This is a genomic window from Streptomyces sp. NPDC058812 (genome assembly GCF_042744565.1).
Taxonomy (GTDB): Bacteria; Actinomycetota; Actinomycetes; order Streptomycetales; family Streptomycetaceae; genus Streptomyces; species Streptomyces thinghirensis.
In genome coordinates, this window is record NZ_JBHYOB010000005.1 from 271,577 (window position 1) to 292,222 (window position 20,646).

The window sequence follows — 20,646 nt, forward strand, 5'->3', positions numbered from 1 at the left end:
AGTCCGGCCTGATGGCGGAGGGGGCGACGTAGGACGAGCCGGGCTGGAGACGGCGCGCGCCGTTCAAGGCCGCGGCCTGGGTGTCGGTGGCGTAGGGTCCATGGCTCTGTCGGACCCTGGCGTGCCTCAACGCACGTAGTAGGCGCCGACACCTGAATGCGGGTCATCGAGGATGCTCCGCAGCAGGAGGAGAAATGCCTGGTACAGCCGTTGTCCACCTTCAGAGGACGTGGCTTCCATCGGGCTCCTGAAGAACTTGGCGCAGGAGATCGCACCGTCGGCAAAGGGTGCCGCCTCTCCAGACGCCAGGTCATGGCCCGTCCCACGCAAGCCGTCCAAGATCGCTTCGTGTAGGGGTCGCGACGCGGCCAGAGAGTCCGCGACCCTCCCGGCAAAGACCCGCTCGGCAGGGCTGGGCGTCCACGCGCCACGGTCAAGGTCAGCATGCAGCCCCTGAATCTGTTCCGTCAGCTCATCAGTACTACGCGGCATGCTCAGACGGTACTGAGGCCCCGGTCCACTTCGCAGAAGTTGCCTCGGGCGGCTGGTTGACGTTCGGCTCTTGCTGCCGTGAGTGCGGCTCTTGACCCTCACGTGGCGTCAGGCTGCATAGTCGGTGTCGTGGATGATCACTGGACCGTGGGACGCGTGGCCGAGCTGGCGCACGTGAGTGTCCGCACGCTGCATCACTATGACGAGATCGGGCTCGTTCGGCCGTCGGCGCGGACCGCGGCTGGGTACCGGGCCTATTCGGAGGAGGACGTGGAGCGGTTGAGGGAGGTGCTGGCCTATCGGCGGCTGGGGTTCGGGTTGCGGGAGGTTGGGGAACTCGTCGGCGACCCGTCCATCGACGCGGTCGCGCACTTGCGCCGACTGCGTGGCCTGCTGGTGGAGCGGCGTGATCGCGCTGACGCCATGGTGGCGGCCATCGACAGGGAACTCGAGGTACGGGCGAAGGGACTGAAGGTGACACCGGAGGAGCAATTGGAAGTGCTCGGTGCACGGCTGTACGACGCGATCGGTGGCGCTTACACCGCGACGCGGCGTACGGAGCCGCGGATCGCCGCGCAGCTCTGGGACGCGCTCGGGGACGCGCAGACGGTTCTGAACGTCGGTGCGGGCACCGGCTCCTACGAGCCTACTGATCGCGACGTGACCGCGGTGGAGCCATCCGCGGTCATGCGGGGGCAGCGGCCTGCCGACTCGGCGCCGTGCGTGGCCGCGGCCGCGGAGAGCCTGCCGTTCGAGGACCAGTCCTTCGACGTGGCGATGGCCGTCTCCACCGTTCACCACTGGGGAGACCCGATAACTGGGCTGCGTGAGATGCGGCGCGTGGCCCGCCGCGTGGTGGTGCTCACGTTCGACACCGACGAGCCCGGATGGCAGGACCGGTTCTGGCTCACCCGCGACTACCTGCCCGAGTTCGCCACGGTCCTCGCGGATTTTCCCTCGCTTGCCGGGATGGCCGACGCGATCGGCGCCCGCGCTGAGCCGGTGCCCATCCCGTGGGACTGCGCTGACGGCCTGTTCGAGGCGTACTGGCGCCGGCCGGAGGCGTATCTGGAGGATCATGTGCGCCGTGCGTCGTCGGTGTGGACGAGGGTTGGACCGGAGGCGGAGCAGCGGACGGTGCGAAGCCTGAGCGACGACCTCGGTTCCGGCCGGTGGGCCGAGCGCAACAGGGACCTCGCCGACCTCGACGCGGCAGATCTCGGCCTTCGCCTGCTCGTTGCTTGACCCGCGTCGCAGGTTCAGCGTCATGGCGGCTCCTGCGTCTCAACTCATCAGCGCAGGAGCCTCGTTGGTTCCGCGTCCTGCCGTACTCGACCTGCCTCACGCCCTGGTCGAGTGGGTAACGCGCGGAACAGCCACATGATCGGCCGGACCGGTCAGAGAGGCTCGGGCGGTGAGTCTCCACAGGGTACGGCGGTTGCGGGGGCGCATACCGGCTGCTCCTCGCTGACGCGTCACCGAAGGCGGTCCTTTGGCGAAACGGCGCACGATTGAACACTCGTAAACCTTTGCACTTTCGCTCCTGTGCAAACATGTTGCACTGCAGGATGCGAGCAGGGCCGCCACGAACGCTTGTGCGGCCTTTGAGTGAGAAGAAGGCGCAAAGGAGAGTCGCGTGACGAGTCCGGCAGACGCCCACTCCGGCGGAGGGGCGGCCGCGCGGCAGAAGAAGCCGCAGCTACTTGCAGTGACCGCCTGCCCCACCGGCATTGCACACACATACATGGCGGCGGAGAAGCTGCAGCAGGCGGCGGACGCCCTCGGCATCGAGATGAAGGTGGAGACGCAAGGGTCCATCGGGGCCGAGAACGTCCTGACTGACAACGATGTCAGAGGTGCCGACGGCATCATCATCGCTGCGGACAAGGACGTCGACCGCAGCCGGTTCGTCGGCAAGCGGGTCCTGTCGGTCGGGGTGTCCGAGGGCATCAGTCACCCCGAGCAGCTCATCGAGCAGGTGCTTAGCGCGCCCGTGCATGGCGGCGGCGACGGCGACGGCGGCGTCGCCCCCGCCGCATCCTCGCCCGGTAGCGGCAAGGAGCGCAGCGCGGCGTACAAGGCGCTGATGAACGGCGTGAGCTTCATGATCCCGTTCGTCGTGGTCGGCGGGCTGCTCATCGCGGTGGCGTTGGCGATCGGCGGGCAGACCACGCCGGACGGTATCGAGATCCCGAAGGACTCCTTCTGGTACGACATCAACGCCCTGGGTGGCCTGGGTTTCAAGCTGATGCTGCCGATCTTCTCCGGTTACATCGCCTTCGCCCTGGGCGACCGACCCGCGCTCGTTCCGGGCATGATCGGAGGCTTCCTGGCTTACGACGGCGTCGGCATCTACGGCGCTGACGCCAACGCCGGCTTCCTGGGCGCGATCGCCACCGGTTTCCTCGCGGGCTATGTCGTGCTGTGGATACGTAAGATCAAGGTGCCGAAGTTCGTACAGCCGATCATGCCGATCATCGTGGTCCCCATCGTGTCCACTTTGATCGTCGGCCTGTTCTTCATCTACGTGATCGGCACACCGATCTCCTGGGTGTTCACGCACCTCACCAGCTGGCTGAACGGGATGACCGGGTCGAGCGCGATCGTGCTCGGCGCCGTCATCGGTCTGATGATCGCTTTTGACATGGGTGGCCCGGTCAACAAGACGGCGTTCCTGGTGGGCGCCGGTCTGATCGGCACCAACAACGCGGTCATGGGCATGGCCGCGGCGGCGATCCCGGTGATGCCCCTGGGACAGGGTCTGGCGACGCTGCTGCGCCGAAAGCTCTACACGCAGCAGGAGCGGGACACCGGCGTCGCGGCGCTGTTCATGGGCTTCTTCGGAATCTCGGAGGGCGCCATCCCCTTCGCGGCGGCGCGACCGGCGCAGGTCATCCCGGCGAACATGCTGGGTGGAGCGGTCGCCGGCGCCGTCGCGGGCCTCGCAGGGGTCGAGGACTCGGTACCGCACGGCGGGCCGATCGTCGCCGTGTTCACGGCGATCGACGGTGTGGCCATGTTCTTCGTGGCGATCGTCGCGGGTGTGCTCGTCACCGCCCTGGCCACGAACGCGCTCCTTCAGCTGAAGGCGAGCCGCGAGTCCGCCAAGCAGGAGAAGCAGACTGGACCGGCCTCCGTGCCGCACCCCGCCACGACACCCGAGGGGGCCGGCCTCGCCCCCGCCGGGGCCGGTGCGGCGGTACAGGACTCCGTATCCGCCACCCAGGTCGCCGCGCCCGCGCCCGCGCCGACCGCCGGAACGGCCGAACCCGAAGTGCTCTCCGGGTACCTCACCGGGCAGACGGTGAAGCGGCAGCTGGACGCGCACGACAAGGAGGCGGCCATCCGTGAGATGGCGGGCCTGCTCGCCTCCACCGGCAAGGTCGCCGACGTCGAGGAGCTGGTGCGGACCGCGCTGCGGCGCGAGGAGCAGGGCACGACCGGGCTCGGCGAGGAGATCGCCATTCCGCATGCCAAGACGGACGCGGTCACGGCACCGATCGTCGGGTTCGCGCGGTCCGCGGAGGGGATCGAGTGGGGTTCGCTCGACGGAACGGAGGCGAAGCTCGTCTTCATGATCTCTGTGCCGGAGGCTGCCGCCGGTGACGAGCATCTGCGGATTCTCGCCCTGCTGTCGCGGAAGTTGATGGACACCGACTTCAGGGCGCGGCTGCAGACCGCTCAGGACGAGGCCGCGATTCTGCGCGTGCTGGCCGACGTTCAGTAGCGTCCCGCACCCGAAGGCGTCCCGCACCCGAAGGGGCCCCCGCGTCGACGGGGGCATCCCACGAACGATGCCCCCGAGGCGCAGGGCCAGGCGAACCGCCGCGCCAGATCTGGGAGTGGGGCACATGATCCGACTCATGAGCGACCGCGCGTTTTCGCCCTCCTGGCTGACCTCGTGCCTGCCGGAGCCTCGAGGGAGTGGGCCGGACGCCCGGTTGATCACCTGGCCGGTCCGATGACGGGTGGAGGTGGGTTCCGTCGATTGCCCCCACGGGCTGATCGCGTGGTCCAGGCCGGGTATCGGGGTGCATCGGTGCACCTGTCGACGGCGCGGGCCTTCTTCTGAGTGGTGTCGTCAGGTCGGGGTCTGACATTGTTCTGACAACTCACGTGCGAGGGCGGGCCCGGCGACTCCGGGCCCGCCCTCGCACGTGCGGTTGCGTGCACAGTGACCGTCACTGGTGGGCCGACTCCTCGCTCCGCGTCTGCTTGGAGCTGTCCGCGAGCTTGAGCCAGACGACGCCGCCGATGATCACGGCGAGCCAGAGGGCTTTGACCGGGGTGAGGGTCTCATCGAAGAAGACCGGGCCGAGCAGGGCCGCTCCGACGGCGCCGATGCCGGCCCAGACTGCGTAGCCGATGCCTACGTCGATGGTGCGCAGGGCCAGGCTCAGGGAGAACAGCGTCAGCAGGAAGAAGGCCACCGCGATCAGCGACCAGGAGAGCACGGTGAAGCCCTGGCTGCCTCCCACGGCCAAGGCGTAGGCGATCTCGAAGGCTCCGGCGAGGAGGAGGACCAGCCATGCGCGGGCTCGGTCGCTGCGGGCGGTGACGTTCTCGGTGGTGGCAGTGGTGGCAGTGGTGGCAGTGGTGGTGGACATGTGAGTTCCTTCCTCGGGGACGTTCTCGGCAGGGGGCGGGGCGGGGGCGGGGTTGGGGTCGGTTCCGGTGGCGTCAGGCTGCTCCGCTGAGCTGGAGGCCGACGACTCCGGCGATGACGGCGGCGATGCCCAGGAACTTGCGCCAGTCCAGACGCTGGCCGAAGAGGAGGGCGCCGAGTACGACGATTCCGACGCCGGAGACGGCGGTCCAGATCGCGTAGCCGACGCCGACCTCGAAGGTCAGCAGCGCCTGGCTGAGGAGGTAGGTGGCGATGCCACCGCTGACCAGGGTGGCGACGGTCCAGCCGGGCCGGGTGAAGCCCTGGGCCTTGCCTGCGGTGAGGGCGACGGCGATCTCGAAGACGACGGCGATGGCGAGGTAGAGCCAGTGCATGACGGGTGTCCTTACGCGGTGGTGGGTTACGAGCGGGTGGTGAAGTCGTGGGGGTGCAGCTCGAGGTAGCGGACGAAGGGGGCCAGGCCCCGCTCCACGGGGAGGTGCCGGGCCGCTGCCGCCAGGGGCAGCCGGTCGGTCGCGTCGGCGTCGTAGCCGGCCCGGTAGTCGAAGCCCCACGCGGCGGCGGTGTCGCGATCGACGGCGAAGCGGACGGCGGCGATGCCGTGAGCGGCGGCGACGCGGTAGCACAGTGCACACGGCTCTCCCGTCGCCAGCAGGGTGGCCCCCTCCAGAGCGGAACGGCCGCGGGTCCGGACGGCCTGGCGCAAGGCGACGATCTCCGCGTGGGCGGTGGGGTCGCCGGTCTCGTCGACGAGGTTCACGCCAGGGTCGGAGACCCACCCGTCGTCGGCGACGAGCAGTCCGGCGAAGGGAACCCCGCCGGACTCGACCCGGCGGACGCAGGTCTCCACGGCGTCGGCCATCAGAGCCGTGAGCCGGGTCGTGTCCGCGGTCATGCGGCGGCCGCTTCGTGCAGGGCCCGGCGAATCACGCCTTCGGTGGCGACGCCTTCGATGCGCCGGGTGCCGATGATGATCGTGGGTACGACGGTGATGTTCATCCGCGCCGACTCGGCCAGTGCCTGCCGGTGCCGCTCGGCGTATTCCTGCTCGTCGAGGGCCGCCGCGTAGGCGGCCGGGTCGAGTCCGGCCTCCTCGGCCAGCCGGGCCAGGACCGCGCGGTCCCCGATGTCGAGGTCCTCGCGGAAGAACGCCGTCATCACGCGACGGTGGTAGGCGTGGGCCCGGACCTGCTCCGCGGCGTACTGGGCACCCCGGAAGGCCAGCTCGGTGTAGGGCTGCGGCGAGATGGTCGGCAACCGCATCGGTACCTGATGGTGGCGTGCCATCGGGTACACGGCACGCTCCCAGATATGGGGCAGGTACGGGTCCTCCGGCCGCAGGGTGGGCGTCGGCCGGGAACGCAGCTCGTGAGCGTGGTGGACGACTTCGACGTCGGGCCGTTCGGTGATCGCGCGCTCAATCAGCTCATCGGCTATCAGGCAGAACGGGCAGACGTAGTCCGACCACAGATGGATCTGAGCAGTCACGGCGACCTCCGGTTCCCCGAGGCACCCCCTGTGGGTGCGACACCTAGATCGTGTAACTTCACGCCGGTGTCAACTTCAAGGAACGGAAGTCGGCGAACAGTTCAGGAGGTCTTGTGCGCATCGGTGAGCTGGCGGCTGCCAGCGGCGTCAGCACCCGGTCCCTGCGGTACTACGAGGCGCACGGGCTCATCCGCTCCGAGCGCACCCCCGGCGGGTGGCGCGACTTCGACAGCTCCATGGTGGAGCGGGTCGTCATGATCCAGCACCTGTTCGCTGCCGGCCTGGGCAGCACCACCATCGACGAAGTGCTGCCCTGCATGGAGGCCCCGCTCGAAGAGCGCAACGGTGTCATGGAGCAGTTGTTCGCCCGGGAGGCTGAGCGTCTGGAGGCCAAGCGACGCGACATCGAGCGCGAACTCGACACCCTGCATGCACTCCGCATCGACACGGCCTTGCCCGGCGAAGCCCCGTGATCACCAGCAGCGCGCGTCCTGCCGGCCGCTCGCGCTCCGCCGGACGCCACTCGCTACGCAGCGCCGTGGCCGTACGCGCCCCGGGCGGCGACCAGCCGGCCGGGAACAGTGTGTCCAGCACCGCGATCACGACCTCGCCCAGTCCCAGCAGGAGCGGCTGAACAGGCTGGTACACATCGAGGACCGGCGACGGCAGACGGGCGCGTACGGCACGCCCCGTCACCGGCATGACGAGGGCGTGCAGTGCGTACCGGCCCTCGGAAAGCATTCGAACGGAAAGTAGCCGTAGGCGTCAGGTGATGAGTGTCGGCAGGAGATCCTTTGGCGCTTCCGTCCCCCGGTCGTCAGCCGGGACGCTTGGCCATGACGACTAGACCCGGGCCGCTGTATTCCTCGGGAGGGAGCCGAAGTTCGGCGACCGGGTGCAGGCCTGCCTGTTCAACCAGGTCCACAAGTTGTTCCGGCCGCCATTTGTGTGTCGTCCAACGCACGGGCACGCCCCCGTAGGCCTCGGTGCGCACCGCGTCTTCGCCGCCGACATGTGTGGCGGTGATGAAATGTCCGCCCGGCTTCAACGCGTGTGCGAACAGGGCGAGAACCTGGGGCAGGATGTCACGGGGGAGGTTGAACAGTGACCACCGTGTGAGCGTGATTGTCGGCCACGCGGTCATAGGACTCACGAACCACGTCGAGATCGGCCGGGCGGTCAATGGGCTGTGCGCGCATCAGCCAACGATAGGTCCGGGTGACGGGACTTGGGACCGGAAAGCGGACAACGCCAAGCCGTTGATCACAGCCCGGCTGTACTCGTGAGGGCGTCGACGCGGTTCTGGTACTCGCGGCGGGCCTTGCGCTGCGCCGTACGGTCACTTCCTGGTGGCGGAGGCACGACGGGTCCTTGCCCGGGCGGCAGGTCGTCCTGGTCGGTCAGGACTGGGACGCCATCACGATCGACTCGGATGACGCGGCGCTCACCGCACGATCGTGCACGTCCGCGCCGACCACCTGGGCACGCCCCGCGCCGGCCGCCAGTACCGCAGCCTGCTCCTGGCCGGCGGCTCAACGATGTCACGGTCGAGGTACACACCAGCGTGTTCACCGCCCCCGCGATGCTGTCGCTGCTCGCGAGGCTCGCCGAGCCGGCCCGCGCCGGCGGCGCCGTCGGCCGTGACCAGGCGGACGAGTGGCTCGCCGAACAGCGCCAACGCGCCGAGGCCGCCCGCTTCCTCATCGCCATTCCGCTCTTCGTGGCCTCCGCCTCCGCCTGACTGCTGTCCGACCACCTGCGTCCGAAGCCGTTCGGGAACTTCGTGGAACCACTGCCCTGATGTGACACCACATCTAGTGCTTGATCTAGTGCTTGTCCGGCGAGTGATCTTGACGGCTCGTGCGCTGGCCGGGTCCTGCGTCAAGTGGTGGGGCGGGTGCCGGGGGTGTGGCCGAAGGTTCGGCGGAAGACGTCGATGAAGGTGCTGGCGGAGGACCAGCCGCATCGGTGGGCGACGGCGGTGACGGGGGTGTCGTCGGCCAGGAGGATCAGGGCGTGGTGGAGCCTGATCTGGGTGCGCCATTGGGGGTAGGTGAGGCCGAGGTCGTCGTGGAGGCGCCGGGAGAGGGTGCGGGCGCTGGCGCCGATCTGGTGTCCGAGGTCGTCGAGGGAACGGTTGTCGGCAGGGTCGGCGCGCAGGACGTCGTGCAGGTCCCGGAGCAAAGGGTTCGTAGGGGCCGGCAGGTGCAGTGGCTGCTCGGGGGAGAGGGCGAGCTGGTCGAGCATGACGGCGCGCAGGCGCAGGTGGGGTGGGCTGTCGTTGTCGGGGTCGCAGGTATAGGCGACGATGAGTTCCCGCAGGAGGGGACTGACGGCGAGGACGGCCGGTTTGTCGAGGCCGAGGGGGTTCTCGGTGGTGGGCAGGCCGACGAGGTGGAGGTCGAGTTCGCCGTGGGCCTGGTGCCGGTGGACGGCGCCGGCGGGGATCCAGAGCGCGCGGGTGGCGGGGGCGACCCAGGAGCCGGCGTCGGTGGTCACCGCGATGGTGCCCTTGCTGGCGTAGGCGATCTGGTGGTCGTCGTGGCGGTGCGCGTCTATCTCGCCGCCGGACGCGAGACGTTGGGTCCGGGTCGGCGCGACGGGGGTGTGGCGGATTTCCTGCATCATCTGTCAATCTACCGAAAGCGCGACAGTGGTGCTTCTCCCAGCATGGGAGGCGTGCGAAGGAATACATCGATCTCCCTGCTGGCCGTGGGGCACGCCTGCGTCGACATCTACCAGGGCGCCGTCGCGGCACTGATCCCGTTCTTCGTGGCCGAACGGGACTACACCTACGCGGTGGCCTCCGGCATCGTGCTGGCCGCGTCCCTGCTGTCCTCGGTGGCCCAGCCGCTGTTCGGTGCGCTCACCGACAGGTGGGCGATGCCGTGGCTGCTGCCGGTCAGCACCCTGCTGGGCGGTGTGGGCATCGCGCTGAGCGGCCTGAGCGGCTCCTACGGGCTTACTCTGTTCTTCGTCGCCGTCTCCGGAGTCGGGGTGGCCGCCTACCACCCGGAATCCGCCCGCGTGGCCCGACTGGCCAGCGAAGGCAGCCACAGCGCGATGGGCTGGTTCTCCCTCGGCGGCAACATCGGCTTCGCGCTCGCCCCGCTCATGGTGTCGGCCGCGATCGGACACGGCTCCCTGCACTGGACACCCGTACTCGTCACCCCGGCGCTCGCCGGCGCCGCCCTGTGCGTGCCCGTCCTGCGGATGCTCGCCCGGCCCCAGGTCGGCACGTCCGAGACGGAGGCGCCCCGGAGCGCGGACGATGTGGCCTCGTTCGTGAAACTGTCCCTGGCGGTCGTCTTCCGCTCCATCGTCTTCATCGGCCTGAGCACCTTCATCTCCCTCTACGCCCAGCAGCGCACGCAGGGCAGCACCACCGCGGGAACCATCGCCCTGTTCCTGCTGTTCCTGGGCGGCGCCGTCGGCTCGCTCCTGGGCGGCTTCCTGGCCAACCGCTACGACCGCGTCCGTGTCTCCCGCTGGTCCTACCTGCTCTCGATCGCCGCCGTCACCGGAGTGATCTACACACCCGGCCCGGTCATGTTCCTCTTCGTAGCCCTCACCTCCGCCGGCCTGTACGTCCCCTTCTCCCTCCAAGTCACCCTCGGCCAGGACTACCTGCCCTCCCGCATCGGCACCGCCAGCGGTGTCACCCTCGGCCTCACCGTCAGCATCGGCGGCCTCATCAGCCCCCTGCTGGGACACCTGGCCGACTCCACATCCCTCCGGACGGCCCTCACCCCCCTGATCGCGATGCCCGCCCTGAGCTGGCTCCTCTTCCGCACCCTGCCCGAACCCACCGCCCCCGAGCCCCGAGCCGCCGCACCCGCGCCCGCCTCCGCACGGCAAGACGCGTAGACCTGCATCGACCAGTGACCACGTACCTGACCCGCGGGCGGACCAGGACGTGCCCGAGCATGGATCTTGCCGTCAGCCGGGGCGAACTGACGGATACGGCGTGGGAACGGATAGCGTCCTTGCTGCGGGTGTTGACGGGCGAGGACGGCCGTGGCGGGACCACCGGCAACGTCAACGACTCCACCACCTTCGACACCGTCATGGGCACCTTCAGAGCGCCCCGGGCAGGCACTGGGCGACCACGATGCCGACCCGACGCGGTCATGGCGGACAGGGCGTACTCGTCCCGCACCATCCGCCAGGCACCGCCCGGGCGGGGGATCCGGGCGGTGATACCGGAACGCACGGAACAGCAGGCCAACAGCGTTCGGCGCGGACAGGCCGGCGGCAGACCACCGGCCTTCGACCGTGAACTCCGCAAGGACCGCAATGTGGTCGAGCGCTGCTTCGCTCGCCTCCGTCACCACCTCGACGGAGTGATCGGACCCGCCCTGATGGGTCTAATCCGGCGCCTGTCGTGTCAGAAGGGGCACCGCGATACCGTCGACGATCCGCTCGATGGCCTCGTTGGACACGGGCTGCAGCGTCATGAGGACCTCGTGCCGGAAGAGATCGAACGGCAGCGAGACAAGACGCGGTTCCAGGAGGGAGGCGTCCACTTCGCCGCGCTGGACGGCCCGCTGGACGATCGTCTCGGCTGCCGAACGCTGGCCTGCCAGTATCTGCTCGCGGAGCCGCTCCGGGTTCGATCCCGTGTCCGCGAAGTACCCGTCGAGGAGGATCGCGGTCGCCACGAGCAGGTCGGTCCGCGACGCGTTGGCCGCCTGCATGATCGCGATCAAGTCGCCGCGGAGTGTTCCCGTGTCAGGGACGTCGATGACTCGCTGGGAACTCGCGTGCGTGATGGCCGTCTCCACCCTGAGCGTCTTGTTGGCCCAGCGGCGGTAGATCACTGGCGTGCTCGTGCCGGCCCGCTTCGCGACCGCCTCCAGCGTGAACGCCGCATACCCGCGCTCGGTCAGCTCGGCCCACGCGACCCCCAGCAGGGCATCCTCAAGATTCTTGCCCCGTCTGCGCTGCTGCATCGCCCCTCCCTGCAAGGTTGTTTGTGCACCAAATCCACGCCAAGGACGGACAGGAGCATGAGGCCCGCGACTCGCTGCTCCACGCGATCCAGACCTCCGAGAAGCCGGGCCTGGTCAGCTCCGCCGAGTACGAGGACCTCAATGGCCCTGGAGCCTTCTACGCCGTCCAGGTCCGGGAGAACGCAGACGCATTCCGCGCGCACATGGAGGACGCCGCCAAGTCCGGTATGAACGAGGGGATCCAGGTCCTGCGCGAGCATCCCGAGACCGCCGTACTGCGCACCACCGCCTGATCACGCGCCTCTCGACCGACGGGTACCGAGCAGCTCGCACTTCGATGGCCGATATGACGGGACATCCCCAACGCCCCGCTGACGCCAGAAGGGCGTCGCGCTGGAAGCCCTGAACATCCTGCCGGACGGTCTCACTGCGTCCCTCCACGGACAGGAGCGGGAAGACATGGCTCTCGTCCGACGCCTGGCGGGCGCCCTCGCCGCCGGACGGCTCATCTGGAACGGCTGCCACCGGCGTCGCCGTGACCCCCGCGATGCACCACGGAGGGCCGTGGCCGGCGAGTACGTCCCCCTCCACACAAGCGTCGGCAGCAGAGCCGTCGCCCGCTGGATGCGGCCCGTGGCGTACCAGAACATGCCGGAGGAACTCCCGCCCGAGCCCCTCCGGCGCCGACAGCGGGGCGTCCCCCACCGAGCGGACGGTAGCTCCCGACTGAATGTCCCGGCTCATCCGGTCAGGCCGGGCTCGAACGAGCGGTGCCTCTCGGTAGTTGCGGCTACCGCTGGGCCGCAGACGGCGCACCCGGTGGAGATGCCGACGCGCATCTGCCGGTATCCACAGCCGGCCCTGAGCCGGGGCGGACCCCGCTTCGCACCATCCGAAACCGACGCCCTCAACCTGCGCGCCCCCCGTGGTCGATGTCGGCGCCGACGCGGGCGGACCGGAACGGCCCGAGGCGGCCGGGTACACGGGTGGCACCTGATCACTACCAGGGAGGGCGATTCGCGGGACATTCACTCGATCGCGTAGATCGAACGACCATATGACTACAGGGTTCCTGGTTACTGGTTAGCGTGCGTGCGTGCGTGCGTGCGTGCTCGGTCGGCCCGGCCGGGCCGGTTCGGGGTTGAGGCGGGACCAGGGGAGGTGCTCGGGGATGACGGACGAATCTTCGGTTCAGGGCGGCGGGCTGTCGCGGCGCAGGTTGCTCGCGTCGTCAGTCGCCGCGGGCGGCGCGGTCTGGCTGCTGCGCGGGGTGGTCCGGCCAGGCAGCGCCTACGCCGACGCGCCGTCGCCGTCCGGCTTCCCGGCCGGGATCGACGTCTATCGGCGCGTCTACGAGAACTGGTCCGGCGAGATCCGCGCCGACCAGTTGTGGACGTGCGCGCCACACACCCCGCAGGACGTGCTCGACGTCGTGAACTGGGCCCACGGTGCCGGCTGGACGGTACGCGCCCAGGGCAAGCGGCATGGCTGGGCTCCCCTCACGGTGGCCGACGGCACACCCGCCGCGGCCCGGGTCGTCCTGGTGGACACCACCGCTCACCTCACCGGAATGTCGCTCGAGCGACAGGACGCCGACGGGTCGGCCCTGGTCCGGGTCCAGGCCGGGGCCTCGCTGGAGAGGCTCCTCGCGTTCGCCGGCGGGCACGGACACGGGGTCGTCTCCGCACCGGCACCCGGGGAACTGTCGGTCGGCGGCGCGCTGGCCATCGGCGCGCACGGTACGGCCCTCCCCGCCACCGGCGAGAACCCGTCACCCGGCCACGGCCACGGCTCGTTGAGCAACCTGGTCACCGAGCTGACCGCGGTCGTCTGGGACGACGACGCCGGGCGGTACATCCTGCGGACCGTCGGCCGGGCCGATCCCGACTGCGACGCGCTCCTCACCCACCTCGGCCGTTCGCTCGTCACCGAGGCCGTGCTGCGAGTGGGCGCCGACCACAACCTGCGCTGCCGGTCCTTCCTGGACATCCCCGCCACCGAACTGTTCGCCGCCCCCGGTGCCCCGTCCGGCACCAGAACCCTGGCCGACTTCGTGGACAGGACCGGCCGGGCCGAGGCGATCTGGTTCGCGTTCACGGACAAGCCCTGGCTGAAGGTCTGGAGCGTCGCCCCCGACCGGCCGTTCGCCGCCCGCGCGGTCGACGGGCCGTACAACTACCCGTTCTCCGACTCGCTTCCCGAGCCGGTGGCCCGGCTCGCCGGAACCCTGGTCTCGGGAGCCTGGGCGAGCGCACCGCTCTTCGGGCAGGTCCAGTACCTGCTGGCCAAGGTCGCGCTGACCGGTGACATCACCGACGTCCTGCTGTCGGGAACCCTCGTGCGGGACGTGCTGACCGGCGACGTGCTCACCCACCTGCTGGCGGGCGGGCTGCGCTCGGACCTGTGGGGAGCCTCCCGCAACCTGCTGCAGTACGTGCGGCCCACCACACTGCGCGAGACGGCCAACGGCTATGCCGTCCTCACCCGCCGCGCCGATCTGCAGTGGGTGGTCAGCCGGTTCGCCGACTTCTACCGCACGCTGCTCACCGAGTACGCGGCACGCGGCGAGTACCCGGTCAACGGCCAGGTGGAGATTCGGGTGACCGGCCTGGAGGACCCGTCCGTGTGCGGCGTCCCCGGCGCCCGGCCGCCGTTGCTGTCCGCCCTGCGGCCGCGCCCGGACCGACCGGACGTCGACACCGCCGTGTGGATCGACGTCCTCTCCTTGCCGACCACACCCGCCCTGCACCGCTTCTACCGGGACATCGAGCAGTTCCTCCTGGCCCTGGACGGGGACCGGGCGACGGTACGTGTGGAGTGGTCGAAGGGCTGGGCCTACACCGACACCGCCGCGTGGTCCGACCCGGACGTCCTCACGCGGGCCGTCCCCGCCGCCCTCCGCGCCGGGGGCGGTCCTGGCTGGGACGAGGCGGTCGCCATCCTGAACCGGCTCGACCCCCATCACGTGGTCTCCAGCCCGTTCCTAGACGCACTGCTGCGCTGAGCGGGCAGGCGGGTGATCCGGCAACGATCGCCGGGGCGGCATTGCTGCTGCCCGTCCCGACGGCACGCCCCGTTCGGACGGCGGCAGGGCTCGGGGCCGGCGCCTACCCGACGGTCCTCGGACTCGGCGCGCTGGTGTACGTCGGCGCCGACGCCACCGGCAACGGCCTTGTCGAGGCGCGACGGACAACGTCACCGTGCCGGGGTGGGGGCGAACCTTGACCGTGCCCTCACGGGGGTGTTGTTGCCCTGGCTGATCCGCTTGCAGATTCCGTCGCCGGCGTCCGTGGCGAAGAGCAGTGTGTTGATCAGCGTCCCGCTTTCCTGGAAGACGCGGCGGTGACCGTACTCGGAGTACCGGCCGTGGACGGTGCCGTAGCCCTCCAGCCAAATCCACGAGGCTGCCCCAGTCACCCGGCGAGTCCGCGACCAACTTGTCTACCCCAACCGAAAGTAGAGATCGGCCCGGGCGGCAGCCCGGTGGGCCATGTCCGCCTGCTTCCCGGGCCCATCACCGATGTCAACCAACAAGTTGGAACGAGCCGGGCAAACACCGGGGCCCTGGGGTTGGAGCGCCTTGCGTGACGAGTTCGGCGACGCTTGTCACCCCCGCAGGGCGGACCAGGCCGCCCAGTCTCAATCGTCTTCGGTGATGAAGTCGGTCAGCGCGGCAGCGACGGCATCGGGCTGTTCATCGGGGATGAAGTGTCCTGCGTCCGGCACGACGGTCCCGGTGGCGTGGTCTGCCCACGGCCTGATGGAAGCCGCCATGTCGGGGATGGAGCCGTGGCTGCTGGAGACTCCGAGAACCGGGACCGTCAGGCGCTGTTGTTCCAGCGCTTCGTGGTTCTTCCGCGCCGACTCGGCGGCGTCCCGGTAGTAGGCCAGGGATGCACGGAGACCGCCGCCGGCGGCCACGGACGCGGCGTATTGCTCAATTTCGGCGTCGTCGAAGGTGTCGGAGGAGAGGGCCTTGACCTTCAGGAACCAGCCGACGTACTCCCGTTCGCGGCCAGCGAGCAGTGTCTCGGGCAGGCCGGGCACGAGGTGGAAGGCGAAGTGCCAGGTCCTCCACGCCTGTTCGGGGTCGGTCGGGATGGCGTCAGGGAGTGTGATCCCCGGGATGCCGGCGTCGAGCAGTGCCAGGCCACGCAACTGGCTCTGGTACTTCAAGGCGAGGGAAAAGGCGACCCACGCGCCGATGTCGTGGGCGACCAGCCAGTATGTCGAGACTCCGAGCGCCTTGACCGCGGCGTGGACGTGCGCAGCGACCGTGTGCGTGTCGTAGCTGATGTGCGGGCGTTCGGAGTGGCCCTGGCCCGGCAGGTCGAGCGCGATGACATGGAATCGGTCGGCCAGGTTCGGCATCACCTTGCGCCATGCCCACCAGGTCTGCGGGAACCCGGCGAGCAGCACGACGGCTGGACCGTCCGGCTGACCGCCTTCAACCGCGTGAAGCCGGACGCCGTCGGCGTCGACCCAACGGTGGGTGAAACCGGCCAGGTCGGGCAGCGGCAGGTCGCGGACCGGGTTGGCGGAGACGCGGGGGGCGCTTGCGGGGTCATTCATGGTTCTCCTCCACTGGTGTGAGGTGTGTTGACGGTCTGCTGAAGGTGTCAGGTGCGCTGGTTGATTCGGTGCCGTCGGCCGAAGGCGAGGCCCACGAGCGCGGTGGACGGCGACGAGCGCGGCGGGCATGGTGCTGGAGCCCCGTGTCCCGACGGCCTGTGCGTCGGTAACGCTCAGACCATGTCGGAACAGCGTTCCGACCGCCGCGCCAGCGAAGACAGGGCCGACGATCAAAGGCGGCGCGGAGTGGGTCCACAGTGCGGCCTCGATGACCATCATCTCCACGGCCAGGAGGGCCGTTCCGATGTCGCGTCGCGAAAGGACCGAAGGCGTGACGATCCGCGCCAGCAGCGCGCCGATGAACAGCGCGCCGACGCCACGCCGATGACGGCGAAGTCCGACACGCCCAGGTCCTCGCGCAGGAACGCAGGCGCCAGCGAGGAGAAGAACCCGTTGACGCCCGAGGAGGCCGCGACGAGCACGCCGCTGGCGACGAACGCCCCCGCCCGGCTTGCTCCGTTGGGAAAGACCGGGCGACGACGCCGAGACTTAGGCCGCCGATGGTGGCCGTGGTGCTCAGCACGGCTGCCGTCCTGCGCCCGCGCACGAGTTCCGCCATCGCCGACGTTGCCGTCGCGGTGATGAGCCCGGTCGCCACGCCGCTCAGCACACAACGGCGGTGAGCGGCCGAAGCCGAATTGCGAGGCTCGCAGCACGTACATGGGGATCGTCAGTGTTCCGCCCGCCATGACAACGATGTAGACGAACGCGATGGTGCCGACCGCGAGCACGCGGTGCGCCTGTCGCTGTGCTGTGAGGTCTGCGGGGTATCCGGCCATGATCACGCGTTCACCCTAACCCATCTTGAACTGGTCAGTTCAAGATGGGAGGATGGTCTCCACCAAGAAGGCAGAGCAGGAGGGAGGTGCCGGCATGGCGGGCAAGAAGCAGTTCGACATCGGCACGGCGCTCGATGCCGCGATGATCCAGTTCTGGCGGGCCGGCTACGCGGACACGTCGGTGGACGACCTGTCCCGGGCGACCGGACTCAACCGCAGCTCCATCTACTCCTCCCTCGGTGACAAGGACACGCTCTTCATGCGCTGCCTGGAGCGCTACACCACGCGTTACGGAGGCAAGTACGACGCCGCGTTGTCCTGCGCCGCCGACCGGCCCCTGGCAGCCGCGCGGGCGTTCTTCGACATCACCCTGGAACGCATCGCGGACCCCGGTCTGCCCGACGGATGCCTGGTGGCCCAAACCGTCATGGCAACCCCAGTGCTGAGTGCGAGCGTCGCGGCGCGTGCACGGGAGGCGATCGGCCTCCAGCACGCCCGGCTACGCGCCGCGCTGAAGGCCGCACGACTGCACGACGAGGCGGCCGAGTCCTTCGCGACCCACCTTGCGGCCGTGAACCAGTCCCTCGCCGTCATGAGCAGAGCCGGAACGAGCATGGAGCAACTGCGCGCCATCGTCGACGTGACCATCGACGCACTTGCGCGGACTCTCGTCGCGAGCGACTGAGATTTGTCCCTGCAAAGCGGACTTCGCCGTCTGCCTGAGCGGAACCCGACATGCGTCAGGGTGCGCGTCAGGGCCCGGTGTTCGCCCGGCTCGTCCCAGCTTGTTGGTTGACGTCGGTGATGAGCCCTGGAAGCAGGCGAACACGGCCCCCTGTGGATCATGGAGTTCTCCACCCTTCAAGATCCGCGAAGGTGGCCGTGCTCGTTCCGCCACCCATCCCCGTCGCTGCTCCGGTTCGCCCGCCCGCGCCCCGTCAGGAGCGTGAAAAACAACGCCCACGCTGTCGAGGTGGCCAGATGCTCATAATCCACAGTTTTCTGAATTCAGGTTTCGATGTACTCTCAGGGCGTGCTGACGCTCGCTGCTGACATCGAGGTGCTGGCGCGGTTCGGCCGCGCCCTCGCCGACCCCATCCGCTGCCGAATTCTGCTCGCCCTCCGCCAGGCCCCCGCCTACCCGGCCGACCTCGCTGACGCCCTGGAGATCTCCCGCACCCGGCTTTCGAACCACCTGGCCTGCCTGCGCGACTGCGGCCTGGTCGTCACCGCTCCCGACGGCCGACGCACACGCTACGAGCTCGCCGACGAGCGTCTGGGACACGCGCTCGACGACCTGCGGGCAGCCGTCGTCGCCGTCGAGGCAGACAAGACCTGCTCGGACGCGGAAAAGAAGGGCTGCTGCTGAATGACCGCGATATCCCTCAGCCCCAGCTCTGTCCGCCGTGACACGCTCACCCGGCGCATACGCCTGCTCGTCGCCGCGACCATCGCCTACAACGTCATCGAAGCCGTGGTCGCGATCACCGCCGGCACCCTGGCCTCGTCCACCGCCCTGGTCGGCTTCGGACTCGACTCCGTCATCGAGGTCTCCTCCGCCACAGCCGTCGCCTGGCAGTTCTCCGCGCACGACCCCGCCATCCGCCAAGCCCGTGAGCAGCGCACCCTGCGGATCATCGCCGTCTCGTTCTTCGCGCTTGCGGCCTACGTAACCATCGACTCCCTCCGGGCGCTAACCGGCACCGGCGAAGCCGACCACTCGATTCCCGGTATCGTCCTCGCCGCGCTGTCCCTAGCGATCATGCCGTTCCTCTCGGCAGCCCAGCGCAAGGCCGGCCGCGAGCTCGGCTCCGCCTCCGCGGTCGCCGACTCCAAGCAGACCCTGCTGTGCACCTATCTCTCCGCCGTTCTCCTGGTCGGCCTGCTGGCCAACCTGCTGCTGGGCTGGTCCTGGGCTGACCCGATCGCCGCCCTCGTCATCGCGGCCATCGCCGTCAAGGAGGGCCGGGACGCCTGGCAGGGCAGAGGCTGCTGCGCGCCGACCGTCCCCATGGCGCCCGACACTGGCGACGGCTGCTCCTGCTGCTGAGCCGCTGCCCTTCGGCGGTGTCACCGCCGTCCAGACCAGCAAGTCAGACCCACCAACGCGGACCGGACTGCAGGTCATGAACCGAACTGCACAGCGGTGTCAGTGCCAGCCCGTAGGTTGCGCAGCATGACGCATTGGATACACGGTCCGCTCGGCTGGATACATGGTCAGATCCCGAAGGAGGAGGAGACCAACGTCGTCTTCTTCCGGGGAATGTGATTGGACGCGATCACGCGAGGGCTCCTCAGCCAGTTTCGCCGGCCCCTCGCGTACGGCAAGGGCGCCGACTGGAGCCTGATGATGCACTCCATGCTCAGCTGGGAGGATGGCGATTACAGCATCACCAAGTACGGCCGACTGAGCCTGCCTGGCAGTGAACTCGCCGTGTTCGTGACTGAGCCGTGCCTGGTGAAGGCTCACGGCCCCGATTTCCAGTACTACCGTGACGGACGGCTGCACACGAGCGTCAGCTTCGAGGACCTCGGCCGCGGAGTGGGGGAGGAGCCTGACTTCCTGCTCCCTGCTTTCACAGATGCCCATCTGGTCGGCTCCGCTGCGGACCTCGATCGCAAGAACGTCGAGGAACGCGCTGTGCAGGCGATCACACGCTTCCTCTCCCTCCCCGACCTGGAACTGCCGTGAACCACCTCGGCAGCCCTCGGCGGACTGCGGGCACTTCAGGACTATCGGATCGAGCGTGTCCCGGTCGGCCTTCAGTGGGAGCAACGGAGAAAGGTGCGGTACCCCCGCCCCGCGCCACTCACAGCCAGCCTCGTCTGACGGTGATGACGCCGGCCTGAAAGCGGTTGGAGGCGCCGAGTTGCCGCGCGGACATCGGTGAGGTCCAGGGAGAGCGGCATGAGGGACAGCCTGCGGTCTGCGACGGCGAGCTTCACCCTCAGACCGGGCAGTACCCGTGCCTGTTCACCCTGATCCATCAGGTGTTTGATGTCGTCGAGGACACCGGGCCGTTCCAGTGCTTCGGGGGCGTAGACGGCGCGGTAGACCATGCCCTCGGCCAGGACGGTCTTCTCCACGGGGTTGGCAGTGGTGGGCGCGTAGGGCGGCCGGTCGAGGGTGCAGACCTCCTCTCTTGCTTCCTGTTGAGGCCGCACGAACCAGCGGCCCAGGGCCTCGCTGCCTTGGGTAATCTCCACTTCCTCCGCTTCGCCGTGTTGAGCGGCTTCGAACAGGCGGGCCGGCTGGTTCGCGGCACCGCGCACACGGTCCAGTTCGGCGTTGCGGGAGCGGATCAGAGCGTCCACGGTGTGGTGCGGGCCGATGGTCGCATGGCGCAGTCGGCGACCGGAGAGGCGGCCGACGAGTCCGCGGTCGTGCAGCCGGCCGAGCGCACGGGCGACTCGTGCCGCGGACGTGTTCAGTTCGGTGGCGAGCTGGCCGGGAGCCGCCGCCCGTCGGGGCAGCAACCCCCGGTAGGCGTCCTCGTCGAAGCCACCGTGGACCTGGCCAACCCGCTTGGGCACGTAGTCCCTCCAGCGTGTCGTGATACCCGCGTTGAGCGAGGCGGGGACGCCCTGTTCGTCGGCACCGAACAGGGCGGTGTCTACCGTCTGGAGCCCGACCGCCGACAGGAGCCGCGGGCGCGACCGGGGCGGCCGTTGCATC

22 protein-coding genes and 2 pseudogenes are annotated in these 20,646 nt (G+C 69.3%); 12 read left to right on the forward strand and 12 right to left on the reverse strand.

The genetic code is table 11. The features are described 5' to 3' along the window. Positions 1-126: 126 nt before the first annotated feature. Positions 127-492: a hypothetical protein gene (locus tag ACFW48_RS13085; RefSeq protein WP_386313639.1), complete on the reverse strand. Its 366-nt coding sequence runs from the start codon at positions 490-492 to the stop codon at positions 127-129. 147 nt (positions 493-639) lie between these two features. Between ACFW48_RS13085 and ACFW48_RS13090 the strand changes: the two genes are divergently transcribed. Both ACFW48_RS13090 and ACFW48_RS13095 read left to right on the forward strand, forming a co-directional pair. Further along, the gene (locus tag ACFW48_RS13090) at positions 640-1,737 is read left to right on the forward strand and encodes a MerR family transcriptional regulator (RefSeq protein ID WP_386313982.1); all 1,098 of its coding nucleotides are present in this window, start codon (positions 640-642) and stop codon (positions 1,735-1,737) included. A gap of 391 nt (positions 1,738-2,128) precedes the next feature. After that, positions 2,129-4,219 (forward strand): fructose-specific PTS transporter subunit EIIC, encoded by a 2,091-nt coding sequence (locus ACFW48_RS13095; RefSeq protein ID WP_386313642.1) that lies wholly within the window; start codon positions 2,129-2,131, stop codon positions 4,217-4,219. A gap of 454 nt (positions 4,220-4,673) precedes the next feature. On the opposite strand, the gene ACFW48_RS13100 is transcribed toward ACFW48_RS13095, so the two are convergent. From ACFW48_RS13100 to ACFW48_RS13115, 4 genes are all read right to left on the reverse strand, one after another. Beyond that, entirely contained in the window at positions 4,674-5,099 is a 426-nt protein-coding gene (locus tag ACFW48_RS13100; RefSeq protein ID WP_386313645.1) for a DMT family transporter, read from the reverse strand. A 73-nt stretch (positions 5,100-5,172) separates the two neighbouring features. Further along, positions 5,173-5,493 (reverse strand): DMT family transporter, encoded by a 321-nt coding sequence (locus ACFW48_RS13105; protein WP_386313647.1) that lies wholly within the window; start codon positions 5,491-5,493, stop codon positions 5,173-5,175. 26 nt (positions 5,494-5,519) lie between these two features. Continuing rightward, positions 5,520-6,014 (reverse strand): nucleoside deaminase, encoded by a 495-nt coding sequence (locus tag ACFW48_RS13110; RefSeq protein WP_386313649.1) that lies wholly within the window; start codon positions 6,012-6,014, stop codon positions 5,520-5,522. Continuing rightward, the gene (locus tag ACFW48_RS13115; RefSeq protein ID WP_386313651.1) at positions 6,011-6,607 is read right to left on the reverse strand and encodes a DsbA family protein; all 597 of its coding nucleotides are present in this window, start codon (positions 6,605-6,607) and stop codon (positions 6,011-6,013) included. The genes ACFW48_RS13110 and ACFW48_RS13115 overlap by 4 nt, the downstream gene beginning before the upstream one ends. A 113-nt stretch (positions 6,608-6,720) precedes the next feature. Here ACFW48_RS13115 and ACFW48_RS13120 point away from each other — a divergent pair, with 113 nt between their 5' ends. Next, a complete protein-coding gene (locus tag ACFW48_RS13120) occupies positions 6,721-7,080 on the forward strand; it encodes a MerR family transcriptional regulator (RefSeq protein ID WP_386313654.1) in 360 nt (119 codons plus the stop codon). Between the two features lie 344 nt (positions 7,081-7,424). On the opposite strand, the pseudogene ACFW48_RS13125 reads toward ACFW48_RS13120, so the two are convergent. After that, positions 7,425-7,718: pseudogene (locus ACFW48_RS13125) on the reverse strand (SAM-dependent methyltransferase); the annotation flags it as partial. A 453-nt stretch (positions 7,719-8,171) separates the two neighbouring features. Between ACFW48_RS13125 and ACFW48_RS13130 the strand changes: the two are divergent. Next, positions 8,172-8,348 (forward strand): hypothetical protein, encoded by a 177-nt coding sequence (locus ACFW48_RS13130; protein ID WP_386313656.1) that lies wholly within the window; start codon positions 8,172-8,174, stop codon positions 8,346-8,348. A gap of 140 nt (positions 8,349-8,488) precedes the next feature. Here ACFW48_RS13130 and ACFW48_RS13135 read toward each other — a convergent pair whose 3' ends face one another. Further along, positions 8,489-9,232 carry an AraC family transcriptional regulator gene (locus ACFW48_RS13135; RefSeq protein ID WP_386313985.1) on the reverse strand — a complete coding sequence of 248 codons (744 nt, stop codon included), beginning with the start codon at positions 9,230-9,232 and terminating at the stop codon, positions 8,489-8,491. 54 nt (positions 9,233-9,286) lie between these two features. On the opposite strand from ACFW48_RS13135, the gene ACFW48_RS13140 reads away from it, so the two are divergent. Together ACFW48_RS13140 and ACFW48_RS13145 are read left to right on the forward strand one after the other, a co-directional pair. Continuing rightward, positions 9,287-10,474, forward strand: a complete 1,188-nt coding sequence (locus tag ACFW48_RS13140) for an MFS transporter (protein ID WP_386313659.1) — start codon at positions 9,287-9,289, stop codon at positions 10,472-10,474. 143 nt (positions 10,475-10,617) lie between these two features. Beyond that, a pseudogene (locus tag ACFW48_RS13145) lies at positions 10,618-10,935 on the forward strand (transposase); the annotation flags it as partial. Between the two features lie 39 nt (positions 10,936-10,974). Here ACFW48_RS13145 and ACFW48_RS13150 read toward each other — a convergent pair. Continuing rightward, positions 10,975-11,559 (reverse strand): TetR/AcrR family transcriptional regulator, encoded by a 585-nt coding sequence (locus ACFW48_RS13150; RefSeq protein ID WP_386313661.1) that lies wholly within the window; start codon positions 11,557-11,559, stop codon positions 10,975-10,977. A 23-nt stretch (positions 11,560-11,582) separates the two neighbouring features. On the opposite strand from ACFW48_RS13150, the gene ACFW48_RS13155 reads away from it, so the two are divergent. After that, positions 11,583-11,852, forward strand: coding sequence for an antibiotic biosynthesis monooxygenase (locus ACFW48_RS13155; RefSeq protein WP_386313663.1), 270 nt, complete (start codon positions 11,583-11,585; stop codon positions 11,850-11,852). A gap of 878 nt (positions 11,853-12,730) precedes the next feature. Beyond that, on the forward strand, positions 12,731-14,563 hold the full coding sequence (locus ACFW48_RS13160; protein ID WP_386313665.1) for a cholesterol oxidase substrate-binding domain-containing protein: 1,833 nt from the start codon (positions 12,731-12,733) through the stop codon (positions 14,561-14,563). Positions 14,564-14,754: 191 nt separating this feature from the next. Here the strand turns inward: ACFW48_RS13160 and ACFW48_RS13165 are convergent, their stop codons facing one another. From ACFW48_RS13165 to ACFW48_RS13175, 3 genes are all read right to left on the reverse strand, one after another. Continuing rightward, positions 14,755-14,976, reverse strand: coding sequence for a hypothetical protein (locus tag ACFW48_RS13165; protein WP_386313667.1), 222 nt, complete (start codon positions 14,974-14,976; stop codon positions 14,755-14,757). Positions 14,977-15,198: 222 nt separating this feature from the next. Then, complete coding sequence (locus ACFW48_RS13170; RefSeq protein ID WP_386313988.1) at positions 15,199-16,131, reverse strand: alpha/beta fold hydrolase; 933 nt, start codon at positions 16,129-16,131, stop codon at positions 15,199-15,201. Positions 16,132-16,406: 275 nt separating this feature from the next. Further along, positions 16,407-16,976, reverse strand: a complete 570-nt coding sequence (locus ACFW48_RS13175; RefSeq protein WP_386313670.1) for a hypothetical protein — start codon at positions 16,974-16,976, stop codon at positions 16,407-16,409. A gap of 88 nt (positions 16,977-17,064) precedes the next feature. On the opposite strand from ACFW48_RS13175, the gene ACFW48_RS13180 reads away from it, so the two are divergent. The 4 genes from ACFW48_RS13180 to ACFW48_RS13195 all read left to right on the forward strand — a co-directional run bounded on the left by ACFW48_RS13180 (position 17,065) and on the right by ACFW48_RS13195 (position 19,662). Then, complete coding sequence (locus ACFW48_RS13180) at positions 17,065-17,655, forward strand: TetR/AcrR family transcriptional regulator (RefSeq protein WP_386313991.1); 591 nt, start codon at positions 17,065-17,067, stop codon at positions 17,653-17,655. Positions 17,656-18,003: 348 nt separating this feature from the next. After that, positions 18,004-18,339, forward strand: a complete 336-nt coding sequence (locus ACFW48_RS13185; RefSeq protein WP_386313672.1) for an ArsR/SmtB family transcription factor — start codon at positions 18,004-18,006, stop codon at positions 18,337-18,339. After that, on the forward strand, positions 18,340-19,020 hold the full coding sequence (locus ACFW48_RS13190; RefSeq protein ID WP_386313675.1) for a cation transporter: 681 nt from the start codon (positions 18,340-18,342) through the stop codon (positions 19,018-19,020). Between the two features lie 219 nt (positions 19,021-19,239). Further along, positions 19,240-19,662 (forward strand): hypothetical protein, encoded by a 423-nt coding sequence (locus ACFW48_RS13195; RefSeq protein ID WP_386313678.1) that lies wholly within the window; start codon positions 19,240-19,242, stop codon positions 19,660-19,662. Between the two features lie 71 nt (positions 19,663-19,733). Here ACFW48_RS13195 and ACFW48_RS13200 read toward each other — a convergent pair whose 3' ends face one another. Further along, a complete protein-coding gene (locus ACFW48_RS13200; protein WP_386313681.1) occupies positions 19,734-20,504 on the reverse strand; it encodes a TrmB family transcriptional regulator in 771 nt (256 codons plus the stop codon). Positions 20,505-20,646 lie beyond the last annotated feature (142 nt).

Coding starts and splice junctions, on each gene's coding strand:
- ACFW48_RS13085 (WP_386313639.1), bottom strand. CDS start 492: ATGCCGCGTAGTACTGATGAGCTGACGGAACAGATTCAGGGGCTGCAT.
- ACFW48_RS13100 (WP_386313645.1), bottom strand. CDS start 5,099: ATGTCCACCACCACTGCCACCACTGCCACCACTGCCACCACCGAGAAC.
- ACFW48_RS13105 (WP_386313647.1), bottom strand. CDS start 5,493: ATGCACTGGCTCTACCTCGCCATCGCCGTCGTCTTCGAGATCGCCGTC.
- ACFW48_RS13110 (WP_386313649.1), bottom strand. CDS start 6,014: ATGACCGCGGACACGACCCGGCTCACGGCTCTGATGGCCGACGCCGTG.
- ACFW48_RS13135 (WP_386313985.1), bottom strand. CDS start 9,232: ATGCAGGAAATCCGCCACACCCCCGTCGCGCCGACCCGGACCCAACGT.
- ACFW48_RS13150 (WP_386313661.1), bottom strand. CDS start 11,559: ATGCAGCAGCGCAGACGGGGCAAGAATCTTGAGGATGCCCTGCTGGGG.
- ACFW48_RS13160 (WP_386313665.1), top strand. CDS start 12,731: ATGACGGACGAATCTTCGGTTCAGGGCGGCGGGCTGTCGCGGCGCAGG.
- ACFW48_RS13170 (WP_386313988.1), bottom strand. CDS start 16,131: ATGAATGACCCCGCAAGCGCCCCCCGCGTCTCCGCCAACCCGGTCCGC.
- ACFW48_RS13180 (WP_386313991.1), top strand. CDS start 17,065: ATGGCGGGCAAGAAGCAGTTCGACATCGGCACGGCGCTCGATGCCGCG.
- ACFW48_RS13190 (WP_386313675.1), top strand. CDS start 18,340: ATGACCGCGATATCCCTCAGCCCCAGCTCTGTCCGCCGTGACACGCTC.